The sequence below is a fragment of the Nonomuraea sp. NPDC049625 genome, from assembly GCF_040675285.1.
Taxonomy (GTDB): Bacteria; Actinomycetota; Actinomycetes; order Streptosporangiales; family Streptosporangiaceae; genus Nonomuraea; species Nonomuraea angiospora_A.
On the sequence record NZ_JBFAOQ010000007.1, the window covers coordinates 344505 to 370240 of the forward strand.

The 25736-nt window shown below is 71.4% G+C and carries 24 protein-coding genes; 15 read left to right on the forward strand and 9 right to left on the reverse strand.

All coding sequences use genetic code 11. The annotated features are described in order from the left end of the window. The first annotated feature begins 19 nt into the window (after positions 1–19). The 5 genes from cysD (at position 20) to AB0J87_RS30680 (ending at position 4951) form a co-directional block, all read left to right on the forward strand. A complete protein-coding gene (gene cysD, locus AB0J87_RS30660; RefSeq protein WP_350725820.1) occupies positions 20–934 on the forward strand; it encodes a sulfate adenylyltransferase subunit CysD in 915 nt (304 codons plus the stop codon). Next, positions 934–2196 (forward strand): sulfate adenylyltransferase subunit CysN, encoded by a 1263-nt coding sequence (gene cysN / locus AB0J87_RS30665; protein WP_363970672.1) that lies wholly within the window; start codon positions 934–936, stop codon positions 2194–2196. Before cysD ends, cysN begins: the two co-directional genes overlap by 1 nt. 87 nt (positions 2197–2283) lie before the next feature. Further along, positions 2284–3180 (forward strand): sulfotransferase, encoded by an 897-nt coding sequence (locus AB0J87_RS30670; RefSeq protein WP_355197432.1) that lies wholly within the window; start codon positions 2284–2286, stop codon positions 3178–3180. Next, positions 3177–4058, forward strand: coding sequence for a glycosyltransferase family A protein (locus AB0J87_RS30675; RefSeq protein WP_363970675.1), 882 nt, complete (start codon positions 3177–3179; stop codon positions 4056–4058). The genes AB0J87_RS30670 and AB0J87_RS30675 overlap by 4 nt, the downstream gene beginning before the upstream one ends. Continuing rightward, entirely contained in the window at positions 4055–4951 is an 897-nt protein-coding gene (locus AB0J87_RS30680) for a WecB/TagA/CpsF family glycosyltransferase (RefSeq protein WP_363970677.1), read from the forward strand. The genes AB0J87_RS30675 and AB0J87_RS30680 overlap by 4 nt, the downstream gene beginning before the upstream one ends. On the opposite strand, the gene AB0J87_RS30685 is transcribed toward AB0J87_RS30680, so the two are convergent. Genes AB0J87_RS30685 through AB0J87_RS30710 form a run of 6 tightly spaced genes read right to left on the reverse strand, consistent with a single transcriptional unit; the run spans position 4941 to position 11367 of the window. After that, on the reverse strand, positions 4941–5825 hold the full coding sequence (locus tag AB0J87_RS30685; protein ID WP_363970679.1) for a sulfotransferase: 885 nt from the start codon (positions 5823–5825) through the stop codon (positions 4941–4943). The two genes, AB0J87_RS30680 and AB0J87_RS30685, sit on opposite strands and share 11 nt — an antisense overlap. Next, positions 5822–7087: a polysaccharide biosynthesis C-terminal domain-containing protein gene (locus AB0J87_RS30690; protein ID WP_363970681.1), complete on the reverse strand. Its 1266-nt coding sequence runs from the start codon at positions 7085–7087 to the stop codon at positions 5822–5824. Before AB0J87_RS30690 ends, AB0J87_RS30685 begins: the two co-directional genes overlap by 4 nt. Further along, a complete protein-coding gene (locus AB0J87_RS30695) occupies positions 7075–7920 on the reverse strand; it encodes a sulfotransferase domain-containing protein (RefSeq protein ID WP_363971084.1) in 846 nt (281 codons plus the stop codon). Before AB0J87_RS30695 ends, AB0J87_RS30690 begins: the two co-directional genes overlap by 13 nt. Before the next feature lie 5 nt (positions 7921–7925). Then, complete coding sequence (locus AB0J87_RS30700; RefSeq protein WP_363970683.1) at positions 7926–8822, reverse strand: hypothetical protein; 897 nt, start codon at positions 8820–8822, stop codon at positions 7926–7928. Then, a complete protein-coding gene (locus tag AB0J87_RS30705) occupies positions 8819–10099 on the reverse strand; it encodes a hypothetical protein (RefSeq protein WP_363970684.1) in 1281 nt (426 codons plus the stop codon). Before AB0J87_RS30705 ends, AB0J87_RS30700 begins: the two co-directional genes overlap by 4 nt. After that, on the reverse strand, positions 10096–11367 hold the full coding sequence (locus tag AB0J87_RS30710) for a Wzz/FepE/Etk N-terminal domain-containing protein (RefSeq protein WP_363970686.1): 1272 nt from the start codon (positions 11365–11367) through the stop codon (positions 10096–10098). Before AB0J87_RS30710 ends, AB0J87_RS30705 begins: the two co-directional genes overlap by 4 nt. 323 nt (positions 11368–11690) lie before the next feature. Between AB0J87_RS30710 and AB0J87_RS30715 the strand changes: the two genes are divergently transcribed. Then, positions 11691–12701 carry a hypothetical protein gene (locus tag AB0J87_RS30715; RefSeq protein WP_363971086.1) on the forward strand — a complete coding sequence of 337 codons (1011 nt, stop codon included), beginning with the start codon at positions 11691–11693 and terminating at the stop codon, positions 12699–12701. Here AB0J87_RS30715 and AB0J87_RS30720 read toward each other — a convergent pair. From AB0J87_RS30720 to AB0J87_RS30730, 3 genes are all read right to left on the reverse strand, one after another. Next, positions 12646–13521, reverse strand: a complete 876-nt coding sequence (locus tag AB0J87_RS30720) for a sulfite exporter TauE/SafE family protein (RefSeq protein WP_363970688.1) — start codon at positions 13519–13521, stop codon at positions 12646–12648. The genes AB0J87_RS30715 and AB0J87_RS30720 overlap by 56 nt on opposite strands. Beyond that, positions 13518–14732 (reverse strand): adenylyl-sulfate kinase, encoded by a 1215-nt coding sequence (cysC, locus tag AB0J87_RS30725; protein ID WP_363970690.1) that lies wholly within the window; start codon positions 14730–14732, stop codon positions 13518–13520. Before cysC ends, AB0J87_RS30720 begins: the two co-directional genes overlap by 4 nt. Positions 14733–14802: 70 nt before the next feature. Next, the gene (locus AB0J87_RS30730) at positions 14803–15522 is read right to left on the reverse strand and encodes a methyltransferase domain-containing protein (protein WP_363970692.1); all 720 of its coding nucleotides are present in this window, start codon (positions 15520–15522) and stop codon (positions 14803–14805) included. Between the two features lie 170 nt (positions 15523–15692). On the opposite strand from AB0J87_RS30730, the gene AB0J87_RS30735 reads away from it, so the two are divergent. The 9 genes from AB0J87_RS30735 (at position 15693) to AB0J87_RS30775 (ending at position 25685) form a co-directional block, all read left to right on the forward strand. Then, entirely contained in the window at positions 15693–15947 is a 255-nt protein-coding gene (locus tag AB0J87_RS30735; RefSeq protein WP_350725795.1) for a signal peptidase I, read from the forward strand. Positions 15948–16039: 92 nt separating this feature from the next. Further along, positions 16040–19528 (forward strand): transcription-repair coupling factor, encoded by a 3489-nt coding sequence (gene mfd / locus AB0J87_RS30740; protein ID WP_363970694.1) that lies wholly within the window; start codon positions 16040–16042, stop codon positions 19526–19528. 29 nt (positions 19529–19557) lie between these two features. Beyond that, positions 19558–20160, forward strand: a complete 603-nt coding sequence (locus tag AB0J87_RS30745) for a SurA N-terminal domain-containing protein (protein WP_363970696.1) — start codon at positions 19558–19560, stop codon at positions 20158–20160. Between the two features lie 3 nt (positions 20161–20163). Then, positions 20164–21102 carry a MazG family protein gene (locus tag AB0J87_RS30750; protein WP_355197407.1) on the forward strand — a complete coding sequence of 313 codons (939 nt, stop codon included), beginning with the start codon at positions 20164–20166 and terminating at the stop codon, positions 21100–21102. A 103-nt stretch (positions 21103–21205) separates the two neighbouring features. After that, complete coding sequence (gene eno, locus AB0J87_RS30755) at positions 21206–22483, forward strand: phosphopyruvate hydratase (protein ID WP_363970698.1); 1278 nt, start codon at positions 21206–21208, stop codon at positions 22481–22483. Positions 22484–22566: 83 nt separating this feature from the next. Beyond that, entirely contained in the window at positions 22567–22983 is a 417-nt protein-coding gene (locus AB0J87_RS30760) for a septum formation initiator family protein (RefSeq protein WP_350725786.1), read from the forward strand. After that, a complete protein-coding gene (locus tag AB0J87_RS30765) occupies positions 22973–23461 on the forward strand; it encodes a DUF501 domain-containing protein (protein WP_355197405.1) in 489 nt (162 codons plus the stop codon). Before AB0J87_RS30760 ends, AB0J87_RS30765 begins: the two co-directional genes overlap by 11 nt. Then, complete coding sequence (locus tag AB0J87_RS30770; protein WP_350725782.1) at positions 23452–24399, forward strand: Ppx/GppA phosphatase family protein; 948 nt, start codon at positions 23452–23454, stop codon at positions 24397–24399. The genes AB0J87_RS30765 and AB0J87_RS30770 overlap by 10 nt, the downstream gene beginning before the upstream one ends. A 173-nt stretch (positions 24400–24572) precedes the next feature. After that, the gene (locus AB0J87_RS30775; RefSeq protein WP_363970700.1) at positions 24573–25685 is read left to right on the forward strand and encodes a hypothetical protein; all 1113 of its coding nucleotides are present in this window, start codon (positions 24573–24575) and stop codon (positions 25683–25685) included. Positions 25686–25736: the final 51 nt, after the last annotated feature.

Genomic DNA, 25736 nt, shown 5'->3' on the forward strand with positions numbered 1-25736 from the left:
ACCGCCGGAGGAAGCTCCCATGCTCCAGCGCGACTACACGACGTCGCAGCTCGACGTGCTCGAAGCCGAAGCCATTCACATCATGCGCGAGGTTGCGGCCGAGTTCGAGCGTCCCTGTCTGCTCTTCTCCGGAGGCAAGGACTCGATCGTCATGCTCCGCATCGCGGAGAAGGCGTTCTGGCCCGCGGCCATCCCGTTCCCGCTCATGCACGTCGACACGGGCCACAACTTCGACGAGGTCATCGACTTCCGCGACCGCCGCTCCACCGAGCTCGGCGCGCGGCTGATCGTGGCCAGCGTGCAGGACTCCATCGACGCCGGCCGCGTGGTCGAGGAGACCGGGCGGCGCGCCTCGCGCAACCGCCTGCAGACCACCACGCTGCTCGACGGGATCGAGGAGCACGAGTTCGACGCGGTCTTCGGCGGCGCTCGCCGCGACGAGGAGAAGGCCCGCGCCAAGGAGCGGGTCTTCTCCTTCCGCGACGACTTCGGCCAGTGGGACCCGAAGAACCAGCGCCCCGAGCTGTGGAACCTCTACAACTCGCGCATCCGCAAGGGCGAGCACATCCGCGTCTTCCCGCTGTCCAACTGGACCGAGCTCGACGTCTGGGACTACATCAGGCGCGAGGGCATCGAGATCCCCTCCATCTACTTCGCCCACACCCGCAAGGTGTTCGAGCGCGACGGCATGCTGCTGCCCGACTCCGAGGTCGTGCAGCGGGGTGACGACGAGCCGCTGTTCGAGGCCGTGGTGCGCTACCGCACCGTGGGCGACATGACGTGCACGGGCGCCGTGCAGTCCACGGCCGCCACGGTCGAGGAGATCATCGAGGAGATCGCGGCCACCCGGATCACCGAGCGCGGGGCCACCAGGGCCGACGACCGCGCGTCGGAGGCCGCGATGGAGGACAGGAAGAGGGAAGGCTACTTCTAATGGACATTCTTCGCTTTGCCACAGCGGGAAGTGTCGATGACGGTAAGTCCACCCTCATCGGACGGTTGCTCTTCGACTCCAAGGCGATCTTCGAGGACCAGCTGGAGGCGGTGGAGCGCACCTCGCGCGACCGGGGCACCGAATACACCGATCTGTCGCTGCTGACCGACGGCCTGCGGGCCGAGCGGGAGCAGGGCATCACGATCGACGTGGCGTACCGCTACTTCGCGACGCCCCGGCGGAAGTTCATCATCGCCGACACGCCCGGCCACATCCAGTACACCCGGAACATGGTCACCGGCGCCTCCACGGCCGACCTGGCGATCATCCTCATCGACGCCCGCAAGGGCGTGCTGGAGCAGTCGCGGCGGCACGCGTTCCTGACCACGCTGCTGCGGGTGCCCCACCTGGTGCTGGCCGTCAACAAGATGGACCTGGTGGGCTACTCGCAGGAGCGGTTCGACGAGATCAAGGAGGAGTTCACGGCGTTCGCGTCCAAGCTGAACGTCGCCGACCTCACCTTCATCCCGATCTCCGCGCTCAACGGCGACAACGTGGTCTCGCGCTCCGAGAACATGCCGTGGTACCTCGGCACGTCGCTGCTGCACCACCTGGAGAACGTCCACATCGCCTCCGACCGCAACCTGGTCGACGTGCGCTTCCCCGTTCAGTACGTGATCCGCCCGCAGCGGGCCACCGAGCAGGCCTTCCACGACTACCGCGGCTACGCGGGCCAGGTCGCGGGCGGCGTGCTGAAGCCCGGCGACGAGGTGGTGCACCTGCCCTCGGGCCTCACGACCCGCATCGCCTCGATCGACACCTTCGACGGGCCGGTGGAGGAGGCGTTCCCGCCCATGTCGGTGACGCTGCGCTTCGAGGACGACCTCGACATCTCGCGCGGCGACATGATCGCCCGGCCCAACAACCAGCCGCAGGTGGCGCAGGAGCTGGAGGCGATGATCTGCTGGATGGCCGACGGGCTCAAGCTGACGCCGCGCTCCAAGCTGACGATCAAGCACACCACCCGTACGGCCCGTGCCATGGTGCGCGACCTGCACTACCGGCTCGACGTCAACACCCTGCACCGCGACGAGGAGGCGGCCTCCCTCGGCCTCAACGAGATCGGGCGGGTGTCGCTGCGGATCACCCAGCCGCTGTTCGTGGACGACTACGCGCGTAACAGGCTCACCGGCGGCTTCATCCTGGTTGACGAGGCCACGAACGGCACCGTCGGCGCCGGCATGGTCATCGACGCCCGTTAGGTAGATCTTTCCGGGTTCCCCGACCCTCGGTTACTCTCCGCGATAGGGTCTTCGCGTTCCGTGTTCACGACGTGAAGGCCCTTTTTCGTGACCGACCGCGAAAGCACCACCCGGGTCATCTACCTGGGCGGCCTCGGGCGCAGTGGCACCACACTGCTCGAGCGGCTCCTGGGCGAGCTGCCGGGAGTGGTCGCGCTCGGTGAGGTCGTGCACCTCTGGGAGCGGAGCGTGCTCGCGGGGGAGCTGTGCGGGTGCGGTGTGGCCTTTCCTGACTGCCCCTTCTGGCGGCAGGTGGGGGAGCGGGCGTTCGGCGGATGGAGCCCGGCGCTGGCCGGGAAGGTCCTGACGCTGCGGAGCCGGGTCGACCGCACGCGCAGGATCGCGCGGATCGCGCATCCCGACCTGGCCGAGTACGTGCAGGCCTACCGGCTCCTGTACGAGGCCGCGGGCGCGCCGGTCGTGATCGACTCCAGCAAGCACGCGTCGCTGGCCTGCTGCCTGGTGGCCGCCGGGGTGGACGTACGGATCGTCCACGTGGTCAGGGACCCGCGCGCCGTCGCCCACTCCTGGGCCAGGACGGTGCGGCGCCCCGAGGACGGGCGGCCCATGACCCGGTGGCGGCCCGCCCACACGGCCGTCCACTGGACGGCCCAGAACGCCGCGCTGGAGCTCCTGCCGGGACGCGGGGCCCGCGTCACCAGGGTCCGCTACGAGGACCTCCTCGCCGCGCCCGGGCCCACGCTCAGCTCCCTGGCGCTCGGGCTCGGCCTGGCGGAGCCGGAGCTGCCGTTCCTGGACGGCCGCACGGCCTGGCTCGGGCCCTCCCACACCGCGTCCGGCAACCCGATGCGCTTCCACGTGGGGCGGATCGAGCTGCGCCGGGACGACGCGTGGGTGACGGGCCTGCAGGACGGCGACCGCCGGGTGGTCAACGCCCTCACGTGGCCGCTCAGGGCCCGCTACGGCTATCGGGGGTTCGCATGACTCCCTCCGTAGGCGTGGTGATCCCCACCCGGGGCGACCGCCCGGCGCAGTTGCGCGAGGCGGTGGAGTCGGCGCTGGCCCAGGACCACCCCGGGCGCCTGTCCGTGATCGTGGTCGCCGACGGCGCCGCCCCTGGGGACGTCGAGGTGCCGTCCTCTGTCCCGGTCCTGCCGAACACGCTCACCCCGGGCCTCCCCGGCGCCCGCAACACCGGCATCGCGGCCTGCGACACCGACCTCGTCGCCTTCTGCGACGACGACGACGTGTGGCTGCCCGGCAAGCTCGCCGCCCAGACGCGGGCGCTCGCCGAGCGCGGCGGCGAGTTCGCGAGCTGCGGCATCGAGGTGGAGTACGGGCACCGCCGCGTGGCCCGCCTGGCCGGCTGCGACACGGTGACGGCGCACGACCTGGTCCGCTCGCGCATGGTGATGGTGCACTCGTCGACGTTCCTGTTCGAGCGCGGCGCGCTGCGGGTGGACGAGAGCGCCCCGGGCGGCCAGAACGAGGACTGGGACCTGGCCCTGCGCGCCGCCGGACGCCGGCCGATCACCCATGTGGACCGCCCGCTCGTCCGGGTGCGCTGGGGTGGATCCCACTATGTCGCCCGATGGGCGGATCGCATTGCCGGGCTCGACTGGATGCTCGCCCGGCACCCCGAACTGGCCGTGGACCCGCGCGGCGCGGCACGGGTCTACGGCCAGCTGGCCTTCGGCCACGCGGCGCTCGGCCACCGCCGCGAGGCCGTCCGCTGGGCCGTGCGCGCCATGGGGGCCCGGGCCGGGGAGCCGCGCGCCCCGATCGCCCTGGCGGTGGCGGCCGGCCTCATCTCCGCGCCGGCGGTTCTTTCCGCACTTCACCGTAGGGGGCACGGCATTTGACTCGCACCGAGACCACCACCCCGCACGTCCCGCTCCAGCGCCTCCCCGAGGCCCTGCGCCAGGACGCCACCCCGTCTCCACCCACCCACCCCGACGGGCCGCCGCGCGCGCGGGCGGCGGCGTCCGTCCGCTGGTGGGATCGGGTTCGGTTGGGCGGGATCGGGGTGGACGCGCTCACCGAGGACGAGGTGGTCCGGTGGGTGGAGGCCGAGCTGGAGGCCGGCAGGGGCGGCCGGATCGTCACCCCGAACGTCGACATCTGCCGCGCCGCCGCCACCGACCCCGCGCTCCGGGAGCTCGTGTGCACCGCCGAGCTGGTGGTGCCCGACGGGATGCCGCTGGTGTGGGCGGCCAGGCTGCTCGGCACCCCGGTGCCCGAGCGAGTCACGGGCGCGGACCTCATCTGGTCGCTCAGCAAGCTCGCCGCCCGCCGGGGCTGGCCCGTCTACCTGCTGGGCGGCCCTCCCGGCGTGGCGCGCAGGGCCGGCAAGGAGCTCACGAGCTGTCATCCCCGGCTGCAGGTGTGCGGGGTGCACGCGCCGCCGTACCACTTCGACACGACCCCCGAGGGGAGCGCGCGCGTCCGGAGGATGGTGGCCGCGGCCCGGCCGAGGGTGGTGTTCGTCGGGCTCGGGTTCCCCCGGCAGGACCGGCTCATCGCCGACCTGAGGGAGGAGCTGCCGGAGGCGTGGTTCGTGGGGTGCGGGGCGGCGATCGCGTTCGCCGCCGGCACGGTCTCCAGGGCGCCGCAATGGATGCGCAGGGCCGGGCTGGAGTGGGCGTACCGGCTGGGCTGCGAGCCGGGGCGGCTGGCGCACCGCTATCTGGTCGACGACCTGCCGTTCGCGGTACGGCTGCTGGGAGGCAGCCTGGTCACCCGCCTCACGAGGTGAGGGCGCGGACCCGGGCCGCGTCCCGCGGGCTGAGCCCCCGGGCGGCGTCGTCGAGCGCGCGGCGGGAGTCCATGGGGCGGTAGGCCGTGCGGGACAGGCCCGACCAGGCGAACCCCGTGCCCGCCCCGGACGGGCCCGTGCAGGCCCGCGTGATGCGGCGTTCGGCCGCGGGCGTCCATGGCAGGCCGGCGTAGGCGTACAGGCCGCGGAAGCCGGTCAGCGGGTCGGCGGCCAGCGACTCGTACGAGGTGACGCGGACGCCGGGCGTGCGGTCCAGGATCGCGCGGGTCGCCCGCCACAGCGCGGCCGCCTTGGCGAGGCGGTCCTGGGAGCCGACGAGCGCGCGCAGCTCCAGCAGCTCGGGGTGGTCGCGGACCAGGAGCGGCTGTTCGAGCAGCTCGTGGAAGTAGACCGTCCAGCCGAGCCGCTGCCAGCTCGCCACGAACGACACCGGATCCCGCACCAGCGCGATCACCCGGCAGCCCAGGGAGGCGGCGAACCAGCCCGCGCTCAGCACCGCGAACGGGTCGTCCAGCAGCGCCCGGCGGCCCGTCAGGCGGCCGACGGCGAAGGCGGTGCCGTAGCGGAGCAGGCGGGCCAGGTCGTACGGGGAGCGGTTCGCGCGCAGCTCGGAGAGCCAGCGGTAGCGCAGGGCCACCGTGTCGCGGAAGGCGGGCAGCCAGTCGGCGGCGTTGTCGTCGCAGATGTACTGGAACCGGTGGGTCACGGTGGCCCTGAGCACCCCCGGGCAGCGGCCGGGCGGGTGCTGCGGGTTGAGCGGCTCGTTGACGTAGACCAGGTCGCCGCCGGCGGCGAGCATCTTGCCGGTCCAGCTCGTACCGCTCCTCGGCAACCCCGTGACCAAAACCGTCATACGACTCTCCGGTGAAGGAGAGCGGGCAGGGTGTGGCGGCCGAAGGGGTGGAGGCCGTAGCGGCGGTGCAGTTGCCACAGCGGGAGGAGGTTCTTGACGAGCACGCCGCCCGACCAGCCGATGACCGCCCCGAACGCGCCGTGGACGGGGATCAGGGCCACGTCCAGCGCCACCGTGCAGGTGATCGCCACCACCAGGTTGAGCAGGCTCGTGCCCGTGTGCCCGGCGGCCGTCAGCACGACGTCCACCATCCCGCAGGCCGTCGCCACCATCATCGTCCCCGCCAGCACGAGCGCCACCGGGACCGCGGACCCGTACGTGGGGCCGAAGAGCCGCAGCAGCCACGGCGCCAGCGCCGCGTACGCCAGCCACACCGGCCACGTCAGCAGCACCAGCCAGATCGTGGCGGTCTGGTACAGCTCACCGGCCCGCGCCCGCTCGCCGTCCGCGAGCGCGCTCACCAGCCGAGCCTGTACGGCCTGCGCCAGCCCCTGGCTCGCGAGCTGCCCGACCACCTTGAACCGGGTGGCGGCCGTGTAGACGGCGGCTTGCGCGGGCCCGCCGAGCAGCGCGACGACCACGATGTCCAGCCGCTGGAACACCGCCTGGATCGCCCCCGCGACCGACCGGGGGGCCGTGTGCCGCCACAGGTCGCGGGTCGTCCCCGGCAGGTACGGGCTCCGCGGCACCCGCCCCCGCAGCTCCGCCCAGGCGATGACCGCCACCAGCGCGTACGGCGCCCCCCACGCCACCGGCAGCCACGAGACCGCCCCCGCCAGCGCGGCGCAGGTGACCAGCGCGAGCTGCGAGAAGGGCACCAGCAGCCCGTCCACGAGCACGGTGGGCCGCATGGCCCCGAACCCCCGGGTGGCGGCCAGCAGCACGTCCCCCACCACCATGACGGGCAGGATCGCGGCGAGCGGGCCCAGCCGCGGGTAGAGCACGACCGCCGCGACGCAGGAGGCCACCACACAGGGCACGAGCGCCGCCCGGATATATCCGGATATGCCGAGATAGTCGTACGTCTTCGCCCGCGCGATGAAGAACACGAGCCCGTTCCCCGCGTCCAGCTTGGCGATCCCCGCCGCCATGAGGGCCATCGCGGTGACCGTGAAGAACGCCCCGGCGTCGGCCGGACTGAACGCCCTGGTCACGACCATCACGAGCACGAACTGCGCGACCGCCCCGCAGCCCGCCCCCAGCACGCCCGCGATCCCGCCACGCCGCAGCCGCCGGTCCGCGACCGCGGTCAGCGCCGCCACGAAGGCTCCCCGCCCAGCCACCGCACCAGCCGGGCGTCGTACGGCTCGAAGTGGTCGCGCAGCTCCCGCGCCAGCGCCCGCGGCACCGGCCGTGGCAGGGGGCGGCCGTTGTGCCGCTCGAACAGCGGATAACCGAGATGCGGCACGCCCAGGAACGCCAGCACCCGGTCGTACGCGGTCTCCGGCTCGGCGAAGAACCGATGGCTGTCGAGCACCAGGATCCGTTCGCGGCCGACCAGGGCCTCCAGCCGGTCGAGCTGGTCGGCGTAGCGCCCGCGGGCCACATAGGCGTGGTGGCGGTGGGAGTGGTGCAGGGAGAAGGGCGACTCGCGCAGCGCCTCCTCGGCCCCCGCCAGCCGCTCGGGCTCCAGCTCGATCGCGTGCTCGAGCAGCGACTCCGTCTCGTAGCCCCTGGCCAGCTCGTGGGCGTGGGCCGAGCAGGCGCGCTCGACCGGATCGCGTACCAGCACGATCAGCCGCACCTCGGGCAGGTCGGCCGCGATCCGCTCACCGGCCAGCGGATGGAACAGGTAATAAGGGGACGACTCGAACGCCAGCGCCCGCGAGCCGTACCGGTGCTCGACCAGCCCGGCGCTCATCCGCAGCGGGAAGTGCGCCTGATACCAGTGCTGTCCCCGCGCGTAGCCGACGTCGAAATAGTGCACCCCCTTGTGCAGCACCGGCTTGAGCAGCAGCGGATGCTGGGCCAGCGCCCGGTACAGCGAGGTGGTGCCGCACCGCTGCGCCCCCGCGATCAGGAACGACGGCAGCACCCGCACCCCCGACGTGATCCTCCCCGTGGCGCGTGACAGCGACAGCACCGACCGTTTCATGGTCTTCACGTGAGCAGCTCCTCGTGGTCGACGACCGGGTTGAGCCAGGTGTCCGGCGGCCCGAGCGGCGCGTGCCCGTCGGCGGCGTGCCGGTCGGCCAGCGTGATGAGATAGCGCAGCGCGGTCTGCCTGGCCACCACGGCCGACACCCCCAGGGGCGCCAGCTCGCGGAAGGCCCGCGCCACGCACGCCCGCGCCGCGACCCGGGGGGACATCCTGCGCAGGGCCCGCTGGAAGAAGTGGTGCACGGCGTCGAAGCCGTAGGGCACGCCGAGCTCGTACCGCTCCCAGTCCCACACCAGCAGCCGGCCGTCGGGGGACGGGCACATGTTCCACGGCGAGAGATCCCCGTGCCAGGCCGCGCGCGGCCCGCCGGTGGCCGCGATCTCCCTGACCGCGTCGAGCAGCAGCGGCCGCGGCACCCGGCCGCGCCGCACCGGCAGCGGCGACAGCGCCAGCACCGCCAGCCCCCGCCAGCTGCCGTGGTGCAGCACGGCGGGCGGCACCACCGTGTCCAGCTCCAGGCCGGCCAGCCTGCGCAGGGCCGCCGCCTCGGCGGTGATCAGCGCGCGCGCCCGCGCGCTGTCGCCGATCTTCACGAACGCCAGCAGCCGCCCGCCCGAGCGGGCCTCCAGGACGGGCTTGCGGTTGGCCCGCGCGGCCGGCCGCACGTGCAGGACGGTCTCGACGGGCTGCCCGAAGACCTCGCCCAGGTACGTGGCGATGGACCCCTCACCCGGCACGACGACCGGGGACCAGGGATGCCACCAGCGGCGCGGCACCATGCGGCGGGGCACGGCGGGGTGCGGCAGCACGGTGTACGCCCGGGGCGACCCCGGCCCCGGATACAGCAGCCGCACGGTCTTCTCGAGATAGTCGAGCCGGATGGCGGCGTCGCTCACGTGACTTCCCCTCGGCTGTTGCGCCACAGCAGGGCGAAAGAGATGAGATAGAGGCTGAGCGGGGTGACCAGGCCGTCGTAGACGAACATGTAGAGCAGCACCAGCCCCATCACCAGCACCCCGGCCAGCCCGATCGGGCTGCGGTCGGCCCAGTGGCGCCGGATCGCGCCCGCGAAGAACGCCACGTAGAGCACGGCCCCGGTGAACCCCTGCGTGATGATCAGCAGCCAGAGCTGGCCGTCGCTGCCCAGCGGCGGGTGCCCGCAGCCCTCGCACCACTCGGTGCGGCCCGTGGTGATCGTGCGATGGTTGCCCGTGGCGTTGCGCGTGTTGCCGTACCCGATGAGCGGCGAGTGGCCGGCGGCCGCGACGGTGGCCGTCACGGTGAAGGCCCTGATGTCGTTGGAGTGCGGCCGGTCCAGCCGCTGCGCGACCAGCGGCGCGAGCGGGCTCAGCGCGAACGCCACCGCCGCCACCGCGACGGCCCCGCAGAGCGCTGCCCTGGTCCGGCCGCGCACCCGGACGATCAGGTAGGCCACGGCCAGGCCGAGCCCGATCCACAGGCCGCGGTTGAGCGAGTAGACGACGGGGATGGCGGCCAGGGCGACCACGACGGCCACGAAGGCCTTCCGCCGCCGCCCCCCGTACACCCACCACCCGACCACGAACCACACCAGCAGCACCGACACGTTGCTGCCCCACGCGTTGGCCCACTCGAACGGCGCCTCCGGCCTGGGGGAGGCGAAGCCCAGCACCTTCTGCGTCTGGGCGGCGGTGGGGTGGATGAGGTTCTGCACGAACGAGTTGGAGGCCACCCAGTCGGGCAGCAGCAGCTCCACCGGCGAGGTGAACGCGAACGACGGGACGAACACGCCGAGCAGCCCGCCCGCGACCGTCGTGACGAACAGCACGCCGAGCATCCGCACCAGGCGCAGCTGCGGCAGCTCGCGCTCGGTGAGGTTGCCCAGGTAGAGCACCATGATCAGGATGGCGGTGTAGAGCGCCAGCCGCATGGCGTAGCCGACGATCCGGCCGGGCCCGATCTCGCCGTACGTGCCCGGTGGCATCTCCGACAGCATGAGCCCGCTCACCAGGTAGCCGGCGATCAGCAGCAGCCACAGCCCGAACCCGCGCGGCACCCTGATCGGCCGGCGCCGCCACAGGATCACCGCCATCGGCACCGCCATCACGATCACCGACAGCCCGCCGAACCCCAGCGCCCACCACACCGGATAGCCGACGAGCAGCGCCGCGATCGGCCACGCGGGCCCTCTCACGTCGGCTGGCCGGGGCGCCGCGGGTGCATGGGCATGGGGGTGGTCTCGCCCAGGTCCAGCTCGCCCGTGGCGACGAGCTTGCCGAGCGGGGTGTGCGTGCGCGGCTCCAGCAGCGGCACGAACGACGGCAGCGCGTCGGTCACCGTCACCACGCCGATGACGGGTACGTCGTGCCTGGCGAGCCGCCGTACGGCGGCCGCGACGTGGACCGAGGTGGCCCGGCCGAGCCCCACCAGCAGCAGTGCCGCGTCGGCCCTGGACAGGTCGCGTACGTCGCAGCCGTCGAGCACCGTCAGGGGGATGCTGACGGCCACCGGGTCGGCGGACTCCTCCAGGTCGGGCGGCAGGATCCGGACCAGCAGCCGCTTGCCGGGACACGCGGCCACCGCGGCGCAGGCCAGCTCGTGGGCCACGCCGGGCTCGCGCGGGCTCGACAGGTCGCCCAGCACGGGCAGGCCGGTCAGCCGTTCGACGTCGGCGACCGTGCGCAGCCGGCGGTCGAGCCGGTCACGGGCGTAGGCGGCGGCCGAGCCCGCGAGCAGGCCCGCCATGAGCCCGGTGCCGAGGTAGAGGGGCAGGCTGGGCGAGCTGGGCGCGGTCGGCGGGGCGGCCTGGCTGATGATCGTGCCGGGGGTCACCGCGACCGTCCTGAGCCCGTCGTACCTCAGCGCGAGCCCGGCGGCCTGCCGGTTGAGCACGCTCTCCCGCTGCGTGGCGATCGTGTGCTCGGGAGTGCCTTTGGACAACCCGGCGAGCTGCTTGATCACCGCGTCGAGCGCGGTGTTGACCTGCTTGAGCTTGCCCAGCACCACCTGCTGCTGGGCGGTCAGCGCGGCCAGCGCGCTCTCGCGGCGATTGGCCAGGTACGCCTGGGCGTACGCGCGGGACTGGGCCGCGGCGACGCCGGCGTCGGCGGCCGTCACCGAGATCCACAGCACCGCCGAGTTGGGCGGCACCGAGACCTCGACGGGCTCCGGGGTCTCGACCCGCAGCGTCCTGGCCGCCCGCGCCGCGACCACGGCGGACTGCGCGACCTGGGCCTCGGTGTCGAGGTTGAGCGCCTCGCGCTGGCGGCTGGTCACCTGGTTGGCCGGCTCCTGCGGGCCTACCGGCATGACGAGCACCTGCGTGGTCGCGGTGTAGGCGGACGGCGTGAGCCGCATGAGCGCGAGGCCGGCGGTGCCGCCGAACACGACGCAGCCCACCAGCAGCAACCATCGCCTGCGCAGCAGCGAGAGATGCTCGTCCAGGTCCGTGCCGGAGCTCATTGGGGAGGGTCTCCTGGAATTGCGTCGAGATGTGCGCCCACTATAGGGCGGACGATTATCAGCCAAGCCTAATACCCAAGATTTTCTGCAGAACGGCACAAGGTAAAGGCAGCTATAAAAGGAAATGTCCGGAAAATTCCTTGGGTCATATACCCATCGCGAGCTGCCGAGACACGGCACACTTGCTGAAGTTCCCGGAACGGCATGGCAAGGATCCGGTTTGATAGGCGGGGGTCGTTCGACGAGGGGGTTGAAAGGCTTTGCAGCTACGGGGAATTTCTCATAACACCACCAACGCGGCGCTTATTCTGGCCGTGATCGTGATGCTGTCCGCCTGTTCCACGGCGGAGGGCTCCAATGCGCGCGCGCCCGTGGCGATCAAGGAAGCCTCGGGCTCGCCCTCCTGCACGGCCACCTCCAGGCTCATCCCGTCCTGCGGCGCCTGGTGGGGCCTCGCGCCGGAGGTCTTCAGCGGCGCCCCGCTGGATCAGGCCCTGCACAGCGCCGAGTCGCGCATGGGCGCCGCCGCCGACGTGGTGCACGTCTACCACCGGGGCAGCGAGCTGTTCCCCACGCCCGCCGAGATCAGGCTGGCCCGCGACCCGGCCAGGCCCCGGCTGCTCATGGTCAACTGGAAGCCCTCGCTCGACCACACCTGGGCCGAGATAGCCGACGGGGCGCTCGACGCCCGGATCGACCGGCTGGCCGGATACCTCAGGCGCACCTTCCCCGAGCGGTTCTTCCTCACCCTCCACCACGAGCCGGAGAACGACGTGGACGAGTCGTCGGGCTCGGGCATGCAGGCCACCGACTACGCGGCCATGTTCCGGCACGTCGTGGCCAGGCTGCGGGCCGAGGGGGTGAAGAACGCCGTCATGGTCATGACGTACATGGGGGCGCCCAACTGGGCGGCCGAGCCGTGGTTCGAGGACCTCTACCCGGGTGACGACGTGGTCGACTGGGTGGCCATGGACCCGTACGCCGACGGCAAGGTCGAGGACTTCGAGGGGCTGGTGAACAAGACCCGCAAGGAATATCCGGACTGGCCGGGGTTCTACCGGTGGATGCAGGCCCGCTTCCCCGGCAAGCCGGTCATGGTGGCCGAGTGGGGGGTGTTCGAGCGGAGCGACGACCGGGGGTTCAAGCGGGCGTTCTACGAGTCGGTGCGGCGGCAGATCAAGCGATATCCGCAGATCAAGGCGCTGCTGTACTTCGACTCGCCGCAGGCGCCGCGCGGCGACACCAGCTTCGACACCGGCTCGGGGGCCGACCGGGCGTTCACCGAACTGGCTCGGGATCCTTACTTCCGCTCGACACCCGTCCCGAGGCCGTGATCCGCCACCCCACGACCGTGACCGCGGTGGCGGCGACGAGGGCGCAGACGGTGAGGGTGTTGCTCACGTTGAGCAGCTTGAGCGCGGAGGCGAGCAGGACGATGGCCAGCAGCGCCCGGATCAGGCCGCCGGGGGCGCGCGAGGAGATCCGGGCGCCGAGGTAGACGCCCGGGATCGAGCCGATGAGCAGCGACAGCGTGAGGTCCAGCTGGAAGTCGCCGAACAGCAGGTGCCCGAGCGCGGCGGAGGCCACCAGCGGCACGGCCTGGACGAGGTCCGTGCCGACGAGCTGGTTGGCCTTGAGCGCCGGGTAGAGGACGAGCAGGGCCACGATGATCAGCGATCCGGATCCGACGGAGGAGACTCCCACGACCAGTCCGCCCACCGTACCGACCAGTAGGGTCGGAATTGGGCGCACGACGATCTCATGGGCGCTCGACGTGCCTCCCCGCGCGCCGAGCCAGCTCTTGAGCGCCATGCCGGCCACGGCCAGCAGGAGCGCCACGCCGAGCGCGTACTTGACCGCGTCGGTGACCGCGAACGCGCGGGCCAGGAACACCCCGCAGAAGGCGGCCGGCACCGAGCCCGCGCACAGCCAGCCGACCAGGCGCAGGTTGACCGTGCCCCGGCGCAGGTGCACGGCGCTGCCGACCGGCTTCATGACGGCCGAGGCGACCAGGTCGCTGGAGACCGCGGCCAGCGGCGAGACGTTGAAGAACAGCATCATCATCGGCGTCATGAGCGCCCCGCCGCCCATCCCGGTCAGCCCGACCACGATCGCGACGAAAAAGGACCCGAGGATCAGGGGGAAGTCGATCACCGAACCCAGCCTCCAGACCGCAGCGTCCCCAGGACCTGGGAGACGGCCGCGTCGATCGAAATGTGCGTGGTGTCGATCACCAGTTCGGCGTCGTCCGGCTCCTCGTAGGGGTCGGAGACGCCGGTGAACTCGGGGATGAGGCCGGCGCGCGCCTTGGCGTACAGGCCCTTGCGGTCGCGCCGCTCGCACTCCTCCAGCGGCGTCGCGACGTGCACGAGCAGGAAGTCGGCCCCGACCGACTCGACCATCTCGCGCACCTCCTCGCGGGTGGCCGCGTAGGGGGCGATGGGGGCGCAGATGGCCAGGCCGCCGTGGCGGGCGGTCTCGGCGGCGACGAAGCCGATGCGGCGGATGTTCAGGTCGCGGTCGGCCTTGGAGAACGTCAGGCCCTTGGACAGCAGGTGGCGTACGACGTCGCCGTCGAGGTAGGTCACCGTGCGGCTGCCGAGCTCAAGCAGCGCGTCGCGCAGGCCGCGGGCGATCGTGGACTTGCCGGAGCCGGACAGGCCGGTGAAGAAGACCACGAGGCCGCGGCGGTGCGGCGGGCCGGGGATGTGCACGGGGTCGGGGCCGGCCAGGTGCTCGGCGGCGCCGTAGGCGGTGGCGACGTGCTCGCGCAGCTCCAGGTCGATCTCGGGCTCCTCGCGGGGCGCCAGGGGCACGGAGACGACCATCGTGTCCTCCGGCAGCTTCTCCTTGGCCCGGAGCGCGGCGCGTACGACCGCGGGGCCCGGCTCGCCGTACGAGAGGGGGAGCAGCATGATCAGCGCGTCGAGCTCCTTGGCGGTGGCGACGATCTCGGAGAGGTCGTCGAGGGGCCCACGCATGGTGACGGCGAGCGCGGGACGCCCGCCGAGCTCCGCCCTGACCTCGGCCGGGGTGCGCCGCAGGCGCGCGAACGGGCCGTGTTCGGGCGTGCCGAGGCCCTTGACCGGCCCCGAGGTCAGTCCGTCGGGCTCCTGGGCGGCCACCGTGAGGGCGGCCAGCGGCAGGCCCTCGGGGTCGAGCAGCGTGACCTCGTCGCCGGGTGAGAGATCGGCGGACACGTGGAGCGTGACGGATGCGGGCCACGGCGTGCCGTCCGCGAGAGTGCCCCGCTCGTGCACCGCGTGCAGGTCATCGTGGCCCAGGAACCCGGTCAGCGGCTCGAAGGCGCCGGAGAGCAGCAGCTCGAGGTCGGCCAGCTCGCGCGCATCGGGGGTCCACTCCACGGCTCCAACATCCCAACTATTCCGATTGAATTGGTAGGGATGGAGTCTACCGATTGATGCAAGTGTGCCGCTAGAGGACCCGGGCGAAGTGGTGTTGCGGCTTCCTGATCACCATGGTGATCTCGTCATGGGTGGCAGGGTAGCGGCCGTTGCTCAGCTTGGAGGCCAGCGCGACCGCGGCGACGGTGAGCTTGCGCCGGCGGGCCGGGCCGCTGGTGTTGCGCTGGTCGTCGGTGATCATGAGGCCCCGGCTGAGGCAGAAGGCGTAGATGCCGTCGCTCGACGCCAGCGGCTCGTACACGCTGGGCAGCGGGCCCGGGGTGCCCGGCGTGACGAGCATGCGCCAGAACACGCGGCGCAGCAGCGACGGCGTGATCCGGTCGAGCAGCCCGTAGGCCGACTTGCGGTCGCGCATCCGCAGCAGCACCAGGCCGCCCGGGCGCAGGGACTGCAGCAGCCGGTCGAAGACCAGCTCCGAATGCTTGATGCGCTCCAGCAGGAAGGACAGCTGGATCACGTCGTACGACCTGGGCGGCAGCGGCACGGAGCGCAGGTCGCCCAGCGACCACGACACCAGGTCGGCCCGCTCCCCGAGCACCGCCCGGATGGCGGGGATCTCCTCGTCGGCCCCGGTGGCCCTGGTCTCGATCTCTTCCAGGTTGAGCGGTTCGTCGTGCGCGCACCCGGCGACCAGCACGTCGAGCCGCCTGCCTGGCAGCCCGGACCAGTGCTCGCGGACCCGTTGACCGAAGACGTCGCCCCGCTGGGCGACCGATCGCACCTCAGACATGTCACCTACAGTAATCACTCGAACGGTTTCAGTGAGCCATTTCCTCGCTAGCATCCTTCCCCGTGAACGGCGAGGTTTACGTAGGAAATGCGGGCGTAGATGCGGCCATGGACCGGGGCTGGTTGCTGGGTCATTTCAAACCCCTCGGCGACCCAAGGCACAGTGACGACGTGGAGATCAAATGGGGGGTGCACGCGCCCGGTGAGGAGCGCGCGGAGTGGGTCAAGGGGGAGGCGCGCACGGCCCTGCTGGTCCTGATCAGCGGCCGGTTCCGGGTGGAGCTGCCGGGCCGCAGCGTGCTGCTGGCCGAGCCGGGTGACTACGTGGTCTGGGGCAAGGGCGTCGACCATTCGTGGCGCGCGGAGGAGGCCTCGACCGTGCTCACCGTCCGCTGGCCGTCCGTGGCCGGTTACCGGGTCGGCTGAGCTGCGCCTGCGAGTACCCTTGGAGAGAACCCCCGCGACCTGACCCGGCCGGGGGTAGTCGTGTTGCCGTCGTGGGGCTGTGGGCGTATCTGATGAGTCTTTCCGGGCTACTTGACCTTGTTCGCGCCGACCCGAAACTGACCGCCGCTCTCGAAGAGGGCGGCGATGTCGCGCTGGTCGCGCCCGTCGCGCTGCGGCCGTTCGGCGTGGCCGCGCTGGCCACGCACGACCAGCGGGCCGTGCTGGCGGTCACCGCGACGGGCCGCGAGGCGGAAGACCTCGCCGCCGCGCTGACCAGCCTCATCGAGCCCAGCTCGGTGGCCGTGTTCCCGGCCTGGGAGACGCTGCCGCACGAGCGGCTCTCGCCGCGCAGCGACACCGTGGGGCAGCGGCTGGCGGTGCTGCGGCGGCTGGCGCACCCGATCAAGGGTGACAGCGCGGCCGGGCCGCTCAGCGTGATCGTGGCGCCGATCAGGGCGCTGCTGCAGCCCATCGTGAAGGGGCTCGGCGACCTGGAGCCCATCAGGCTGCGCGCGGGCGACGACGCCGACCTCGACGAGGTCGTCGACCGCCTGGTGACCAACGGCTACCACCGGGTCGACATGGTGGAGAAGCGCGGCGAGGTGGCCGTGCGCGGCGGGCTGCTCGACGTGTTCCCGCCGACCGAGGAGCACCCGCTGCGGCTGGAGTTCTGGGGCGACACGGTCGAGGAGATCCGCTGGTTCAAGGTGGCCGACCAGCGCTCGCTGGAGGCGGCCGAGGAAGGGCTGTTCGCGCCGCCGTGCCGCGAGCTGCTGCTGACCGACGAGGTCAGGGCCCGGGCGGCGGAGCTGGCCGAGGAGCACCCGGCGCTGGCCGAGGTGCTCGACCAGCTCGCCGAGGGCTCGCCGGTCGAGGGCATGGAGGCGTTCGCGCCCGTGCTGGCCGGCGAGATGGACCTGCTGCTCGACCACCTGCCGGTCAGGTCCGCGGTGTTCGTGTGCGACCCCGAGCGGATCAGGGGGCGGGCCGAGGAGCTCGTACGCACGTCGCAGGAGTTCCTGGAGGCCTCCTGGATCAACGCGGCGGCCGGCGGCGAGGCGCCGATCGACCTGGGCGCGGCGGCCTTCCGCACCCTGGAGGAGATCCGCGACCACGCCGACGCGCTGGGCCAGCCGTGGTGGACGATGGCGCCGTTCGGCGGCGGGGTCGAGCTCGACGCGCAGGACTCCGAGGCCTACCGGGGCGACACCGCCAAGGCGCTGGCCGACATCAAGGGCTGGCTGGCCGAGGACAAGGCAGTCGTGCTGCTCAGCGAGGGCCACGGGCCGGCCGAGCGGATGGTCGAGCTGCTCAAGGGCGTCGACGTGCCCGCCAGGCTGCGGCAGTTCCTGGACAAGGCGCCCGAGCCCAAGGTCGTCCACGTCAGCACGGGCCTGATCGAGCACGGCTTCATCACGTCCAACCTGGCCGTGCTCACCCACCTCGACCTGGTCGGGCAGAAGGCGTCCACCAAGGACATGCGGCGCCTGCCGTCGCGCCGCCGCAACATGGTCGACCCCCTCCAGCTCAAGGTCGGCGACCACGTGGTGCACGAGCAGCACGGCGTGGGCCGCTACATCGAGATGGTCCAGCGCACGGTCCAGGGCGCCACCCGCGAATACCTGGTCATCGAATACGCCAAGGGCGACCGGCTCTACGTGCCGACCGACCAGCTCGACGAGGTCACCCGCTACGTCGGCGGCGAGGCGCCCACGCTCAACCGCATGGGCGGCGCCGACTGGGCCAAGGCCAAGTCCCGCGCGAAGAAGGCGGTCAAGGAGATCGCGGGGGAGCTGATCAGGCTCTACTCCGCCCGCATGGCCTCGCCGGGCCACGCGTTCGGGGACGACACGCCGTGGCAGCGGGAGATGGAGGACGCCTTCCCGTACGCCGAGACCGGCGACCAGCTGGAGGCCATCGACGAGGTCAAGCGCGACATGGAGCGCGGCGTCCCGATGGACCGGCTGATCTGCGGCGACGTCGGCTACGGCAAGACCGAGATCGCGGTGCGGGCGGCGTTCAAGGCGGTGCAGGACGGCAAGCAGGTGGCCGTGCTGGTGCCGACGACGCTGCTGGTCCAGCAGCACATGTCCACCTTCACCGAGCGGTTCTCCAGCTTCCCCGTCACGCTCAAGCCGGTCTCCCGGTTCCAGACCGACGGCGAGGTCAAGGGCACGCTCGAAGGGCTCAGGTCGGGCGCCGTCGACGTCGTGATCGGCACCCACCGGCTGCTCAGCCCCGAGGTCCGCTTCAAGGACCTGGGGCTGATCATCATCGACGAGGAGCAGCGGTTCGGCGTCGAGCACAAGGAGGCGATGAAGCACCTGCGCACGCAGGTCGACGTGCTGGCCATGTCGGCCACGCCGATCCCGCGCACGCTGGAGATGGGCCTGACCGGCATCCGCGAGATGTCCACGATCCTCACGCCGCCGGAGGAGCGGCACCCGATCCTCACGTTCGTGGGGCCGTACGAGGAGAAGCAGATCGGGGCGGCGATCCGGCGCGAGCTGATGCGCGACGGGCAGATCTTCTTCGTGCACAACCGGGTGGCCTCGATCAACCGCGTGGCCGCGCGGCTGCGCGAGCTGGTGCCCGAGGCGCGCATCGCGGTGGCCCACGGGCAGATGAACGAGCACCAGCTCGAGAAGATCATGGTGGGCTTCTGGGAGCGGGAGTACGACCTGCTGGTCTCCACCACGATCGTCGAGTCCGGGCTCGACGTGCCCAACGCCAACACGCTGATCGTCGACCGGGCCGACAACTACGGCCTGTCGCAGCTGCACCAGCTCCGCGGGCGCGTCGGGCGGGGCAGGGAGCGCGGTTACGCGTACTTCCTCTACCCGCCGGAGAAGCCGCTGACCGAGACCGCCCACGAGCGGCTGGCCACGATCTCGCAGCACACCGAGATGGGCGCGGGCATGTACGTCGCCATGAAGGACCTGGAGATCCGCGGCGCGGGCAACGTGCTCGGGGCCGAGCAGTCCGGGTTCATCGCGGGCGTCGGCTTCGACCTGTACGTACGGCTGATGGCCGAGGCCGTGCAGGAGCAGAAGGCCAAGCTCGAAGGCGGCGAGGCGCAGGAGGAGCAGCAGGACGTCAAGGTCGAGCTGCCGATCAACGCCCACATTCCGCACGACTACGTCACCTCCGAGCGGCTGCGGCTGGAGGCGTACAAGCGGATCGCGGCCATCGCGTCCCCCGCCGACATCGACGAGGTGCGCGCCGAGCTGACCGACCGCTACGGCAAGCCGCCCGCGGAGGTGGACAACCTGCTGGAGGTGGCCAAGTTCCGGATCAAGGCGCGCCAGGCCGGGCTCACGGACGTGACGCTGCAGGGCCAGAACATCAAGTTCGGCCCGGCCAGGCTGAGGGAGTCGCAGCAGGTCCGGCTCGACCGGCTGTACAAGAAGGCGATATACAAGCAGGCGGCCGAGACGCTGCTGGTGCCGGTGCCCAAGACCAAGCCGCTCGGTGGGCAGCCGCTTCGGGATCTCGACCTGCTCAAATGGTGCGGTGACCTGGTCGAGGCGATGTTCCTCGAGCCAGCGCGGGTAAGCTAGCGGCGGTTTTCGGTCGGAAAGGGACGCACGTGAAGTCGATACGAGTGGCTGTGGCCGCTGCCGCGGTGGGCATCGCGCTTACCGCCTGCTCTTCCCCCATGCAGGCCGGCGCCGCGGCCGTGGTGGGCAAGGAGCGCATCTCGACGGGTCAGCTCAACAGGGACGCGGAGGCCTACAAGGCCGCACTGAAGCAGAACAAGCTGGACGAGACGGCGCTCGGCGTGCCGGTCAGCCAGTACGTGCTCCAGCGGCTGGCCGACATCAGCGCCGCCAAGCAGCTGATGGCGCGCAACAACGTCCAGGTGACCGACAAGGAGATCGACGCCAAGCTCCAGGACCCCGGCCAGTACCAGTCGCCCCAGATCAACCTGCTGGCCCTGGGCGTCGCGCCCAGCTACGCCCGCGAGTACGCGCGCACGGCGGTCGGGATGGCCAAGCTGCAGCAGCAGGCCGGCCAGGGCGGGCTCGACAAGCTCCGCCAGGACTTCGCCTCGATCAAGACGATCTTCAACCCCCGCTTCGGTGTGGTCAACGCCAACCCGTCGCAGGAGAACCCGTCGCTGTTCGTGGACGCCGGCAGGTTCGGCAAGGCCACCCCGCAGCAGGCGCCTCAGCAGCAGCCGCAGGGCTGAGCCGTGCCGCTGACCGTCGTCACCACCTCGCCCAGGGTCCCGCCGGGCCTGCTGAGCCATCAGGCCTGGCAGGTGCTGCGCTCTGGCCCGGTGCTGACCGGGTCCGCCGCGCATCCGCAGCTGCCCTACCTGGCGGAGGCGGGGGTGACGGTCGAGGTCGTGGAGCCCGACCCGCGCGGGCTGGCCGCGCGGGCCGTCGGCGAGAGCGTGGTGTGGCTCGCCTCGGCCTCCGAGAAGGAGGACGAGGAGTTCATGCGCGCGGTCGGGCACGCCGCGATCGCGCTGGAGGAGCCGCCGCTGATCGAGGTGGTGCCGGGCTCGTACGACCTGCCGGGGGCGCGGGTGCTCGACCTGGTCGCCGTGATGGACCGGCTGCGGACCGAGTGCCCGTGGGACCGCAAGCAGACGCACGAGTCGCTGGTGCCGTACCTGCTCGAAGAGGCGTACGAGGTGCTGGAGACCATCGAGCAGGGCGACTACCCGGCACTCCGCGAGGAGCTGGGCGACCTGCTGCTCCAGGTGGTCTTCCACGCGCGGGTGGCCGCGGACTTCGACATGGACGACGTGGCGGCCGGGATCGTCGAGAAGCTGGTGCGCCGCCATCCGCACGTCTTCGGCTCGGTACGCGCGGAGAGCGCCGACGAGGTCAACGACAACTGGGACGCGATCAAGGCGGCCGAGCGGGCCGCCAAGGGCCGGGAGTCGGTGCTCGACGGCGTGCCCATGGGGCAGCCCGCGCTGTCGCTGGCCGCCCAGCTGGTGCGCCGGGCCGAGCGGGCCGGGGCGCCCGACGCGCTCGCGGCGGCCGTCGGGCAGGGGGTGGCCCGGGAGCTGTTCGACCTGGTCCGCCGGGCCGCGGAGGCCGGTCTCGACGCCGAGGCCGAGCTGCGGGCGGCCGCCCGTACGTACCGGGACCGGGTGCGCGCCTGGGAATCGGCCTGACCCTGCGGTGCGCGGTTCGGTGTCCGGTGACCGTGCGGTCCCGCGTCCGGGTGTACCGATAGGCTCTGATGGCATATCGCCTTTCACTTAGGAGCGCAATCCCGTGGCTACCATCGAGGTCGTATACGCCCGCGAGATCCTCGACTCCCGAGGCAACCCCACGGTCGAGGTCGAGATCGTGCTCGACGACGGCAGCACCGGCCGCGCGGCCGTGCCGAGCGGGGCGTCCACCGGCCAGTTCGAGGCGGTCGAGCTGCGTGACGGCGGCAAGCGTTACGGCGGCAAGGGCGTGGAGAAGGCCGTCCTCGCCGTGACCGACGAGATCTTCGAGGAGATCAACGGCATCGAGGCCGAGGACCAGCGCATCATCGACCAGATCATGATCGACCTGGACCGCACGCCCAACAAGGCCAAGCTCGGCGCCAACGCCATCCTGGGCGTCTCGCTGGCCGTCGCGAAGGCCGCCGCCGACAGCGCCGACCTGCCGCTCTTCCGCTACGTCGGCGGCCCCAACGCCCACGTGCTGCCCGTGCCGATGATGAACATCCTCAACGGCGGCGCCCACGCCGACACCAACGTGGACATCCAGGAGTTCATGATCGCGCCGATCGGGGCGGAGACGTTCCGCGAGGCCGTGCGCATGGGCACGGAGGTCTACCACGCGCTCAAGGGCGTGCTCAAGGAGAAGGGCTACGCCACGGGCCTGGGCGACGAGGGCGGCTTCGCGCCCAACCTGCCGTCCAACCGCGACGCGCTCGACCTGATCCTGGTCGCCATCGAGCGGGCCGGCTACGTGCCGGGCGAGGACGTGGCGCTGGCGCTCGACGTGGCCGCCTCCGAGTTCCACAAGGACGGCGTCTACACGATCGACGGCAAGGGCCTGTCGGCGCAGGAGCTGATCGAGTTCTACGCGGACCTGGTCGCCAACTACCCGCTCGTCTCCATCGAGGACCCGCTCGACGAGGAGGACTGGGCCGGCTGGAAGGCCATCACCGAGGCGCTCGGCGACAAGGTGCAGCTCGTGGGCGACGACCTGTTCGTCACCAACCCCGAGCGGCTGGAGCGCGGCATCAAGGAGGGCACCGCCAACGCCCTGCTGGTCAAGGTCAACCAGATCGGCACGCTGTCGGAGACCCTCGACGCCGTGGACCTGGCCCACCGCAACGGCTACAAGTGCATGATGAGCCACCGCTCCGGCGAGACCGAGGACACGACGATCGCCGACCTCGCGGTCGCGGTCAACTGCGGCCAGATCAAGACCGGCGCCCCGGCCCGTTCGGACCGGGTGGCCAAGTACAACCAGCTGCTGCGCATCGAGGAGCTCCTCGACGACGCCGCCCGCTACGCGGGTCGCGCCGCCTTCCCGCGCTTCCGGCGCTAGTTTCGAATACGGCCGCGAGGCGGCGGCTCCGAAGTGACCACGCCGCCTCCGGGCCGTATAGGCCATAAGCAGGGGGTGTCCAAATGGCTAAGAGGCCGCAGCTGACCGGGCGGGCCGCCATCCTGGCCGTCGTGGTGTGCGCGATCGCGATGAGCCTGGCCTACCCTGTCCGCGAGTACATCAGCCTGCGCCGCAGCATCGCCGAGCATCGGGCGGAGAAGGCCAGGGTCGAGGCGGAGAAGCAGACGCTGCTGGAGCGCGACCGGCAGAGCGACGATCCCAACTGGATCAAGAAGACGGCCAAGGAACGGCTGCACTACTGCGGGCCCGGCGAGAAGTGCTACGTGGTGATGGACCAGCAGCAGATCAAGGAGCCGGCGACCGTGCAGCAGGCGCCGGCGCCGCCGCCGTGGTACCAGACGCTCTGGGAGTCGGTGGAGGCCGCCGACAAGGGCACCGGCCGCCGGGCCGTGACGGGGAAGGAAAGTGTTGGACGGTAAAGACGTCGAGACGGTGCGACTGCAGCTCGGGCGGCCGCCCAGGGGGCTGCGCGGGGTGGCGCACCGCTGCCCGTGCGGCAACCCCGACGTGGTGGAGACCGCGCCGAGGCTGCCCGACGGCTCGCCCTTCCCGACTCTCTACTACCTGACCTGCCCCAAGGCGGCCTCGGCCATCGGCACGCTCGAAGGCTCGGGGCTGATGCGGGAGATGCAGGCCCGGCTGGCCACCGATCCCGAGCTGGCCGCCGCCTACCGCGCCGCGCACGACGACTACGTCGCCAGGCGCGACGAGGCGGCGAAGGAGGAGGGCATGGAGCCGCTCCCGCGCGACATGCAGAGCACGGGCGGCATGCCGCTGCGGGTCAAGTGCCTGCACGCGCTCGTGGCGCACGAGCTGGCGGCGCCCGGGAGCAACCCGTTCGGCAGGGAGGCGCTCGACGCCCTCCCCGACTGGTGGAGTGACGGACCATGCGTGTAGCCGCCGTCGACTGCGGCACCAATTCCGTACGCCTGCTCATCGCCGACGTGGGCGACGATCTCATCGACGACGTCGAGCGGCGGATGGAGATCGTCCGCCTCGGCCAGGGCGTCGACAGGACGGGCAGGCTGGCCCCTGACGCCCTTGAGCGCACGTTCAAGGCCATGAGGGTCTACCGGGAGCTGATCGACCGGCACGGCGCCGTCAGGACCCGTGTGGTGGCCACCAGCGCGACCCGGGACGCGGCCAACAGGCAGGAGTTCGTGGACGGGGTCCGCGAGATCTTCGGGGTGGAGCCGGAGGTCGTGTCGGGGGCGGAGGAGGCCGAGCTCTCGTTCGTGGGGGCGACCAAGGGGCTGGTCCGGCTGTCGCCGGAGACCGAGATGCCGCAGGGGCCGCTGCCGCCGTACCTGGTGGTGGACATCGGCGGCGGGTCCACCGAGTTCGTGGTCGGCTCCGAGCACGCCGAGGCGGCGCTGTCGGTGGACATCGGCTGCGTGCGCCTGACCGAGCGGCACCTGAAGGACGCCGGCGACCCGCCCTCCGCGCCCGCGCTGGAGGCAGTGGTGGCCGACATCGAGGCGGCGCTCGACAGGGTCGAGGCGGAGGTGCCCGTGCAGCGGGCCCGCACGCTGGTGGGGCTGGCGGGTTCGGTGACGACGGTCGCGGGGATGGTGCTCGATCTGCCGGCTTACGACTCGGCCAGAATTCACCACTCGCGGATTTCGGCCGGGCAGGTACATGAAGTGACGCGGCGGCTGCTGGCGATGACCCATGGTGAGCGTGCCGAGGTTCCGGTGATGCACCCGGGAAGGGTCGACGTGATTGGCGCCGGCGCGCTAATTCTTGACCGGATCGTCCGTCGTTTCGCGTTTTCGCAGGTCGTGGTCAGTGAACACGACATCCTTGACGGTATCGCCTGGTCTATCGCCCGATAGCTGAAGAAATCCGGACATTTCAGGTCTATGGCCTGTGTTGAGCGTGCAATCAGTATTGTGGTTAGGTAAAGGGGCATTACGGGGGCTTTGCCATATTGCTGTGCACGGAAGGTGCCGGCGTGGCGACCGTTCCCGAGCGCGTCTCTTCCCTCAAAGGAATGGAGCACTCTCACATGAAGTCTGTTGGGTTAGCACGTAAGGCGGCGGCGTTCGGCGCGTCCGCCGCGGTGCTGGCCGCCCTGGCCGCGGGCCTGGTCGCCAGCCCCGCCCAGGCGGCGACGGCCGCCACCACCAAGGCCGCTCCCAAGGTCTCGGTGTCGACGCCCGCGGTGTCCGCGGGCGACTACGAGGGAGCCTGCCCGGTCAAGGTCAACTTCTCGGCCAAGATCAAGGTTCCCGTCCGGGGCAAGACGGAGCTGGCCTACCGCTGGCTCCACGGCGACGGGTCCAAGGGCAAGGTCAAGGTGCTCAAGCTCTCGGGCAAGGGCACCAAGTCGGTGACGGTCAGGCAGTCCATCACCTTCAAGGAGAACGTCAAGGGCTGGGAGGCCGTCCAGGTCCTCGGTCCGAAGAAGGTCACCTCGAAGAAGGGCTACTTCTCCGTCTCCTGCGAGGAGCCGAAGGACGTGGGGCGCACGCAGCTCGACGTGTCGGTGTCCGCCCGCGCATGGGCCAGCCCCGACTCGTACTCCGGTGTCTGCACCCCTGGCGACAAGATCGACTTTGTCGGCCTGATCGAGGCCAACCGCCCGACGTGGGTTCGCTACCGCTGGATTCTCAACGGTGAAGTGGCCGACTACGGCAGGGTCAAGGTCTACGACACGCGCAAGGTCGGCTTCGGCATCTCCCCGCGTCACAGCCAGCGCGGCTGGGCGCAGCTCGAGATCCTGAGCCCCGAGGGCGCCTCCTCCAACCGGGCCTACTACAAGGTCTGGTGCAAGGACGAGGCTCCGACTCCGGCTCCCGCCAAGGTCTCGGTTTCGAGTGCGTCGGTCACCGGTACCCGGACCGACATGTGCGCCGACAACCGTGGCCCCGGGGTGGACTTCAAGGCCACGCTGACCAGCACCGGCCCCACCACCGTGCAGTACTACTGGGTCGTCAACGGCGTCCGTGACCACAACACGCTCGAGCGTACGGTCAACGGCAGCCTCGACGTGACCTGGGGCATCGGCGGAGCGCAGAACTCCACCAAGACGGAGGGCACCGTAGAGCTCGTCGTCACCAGCCCGAACGCCGCGTCCTCGGGCGTCGCCTCTTACTCGGCGACCTGCCCGCCCAAGTAGGCCGCAGCCTAGGCTGATCGGACCGGGTGGCAGCCCTCGCGGGCGCCACCC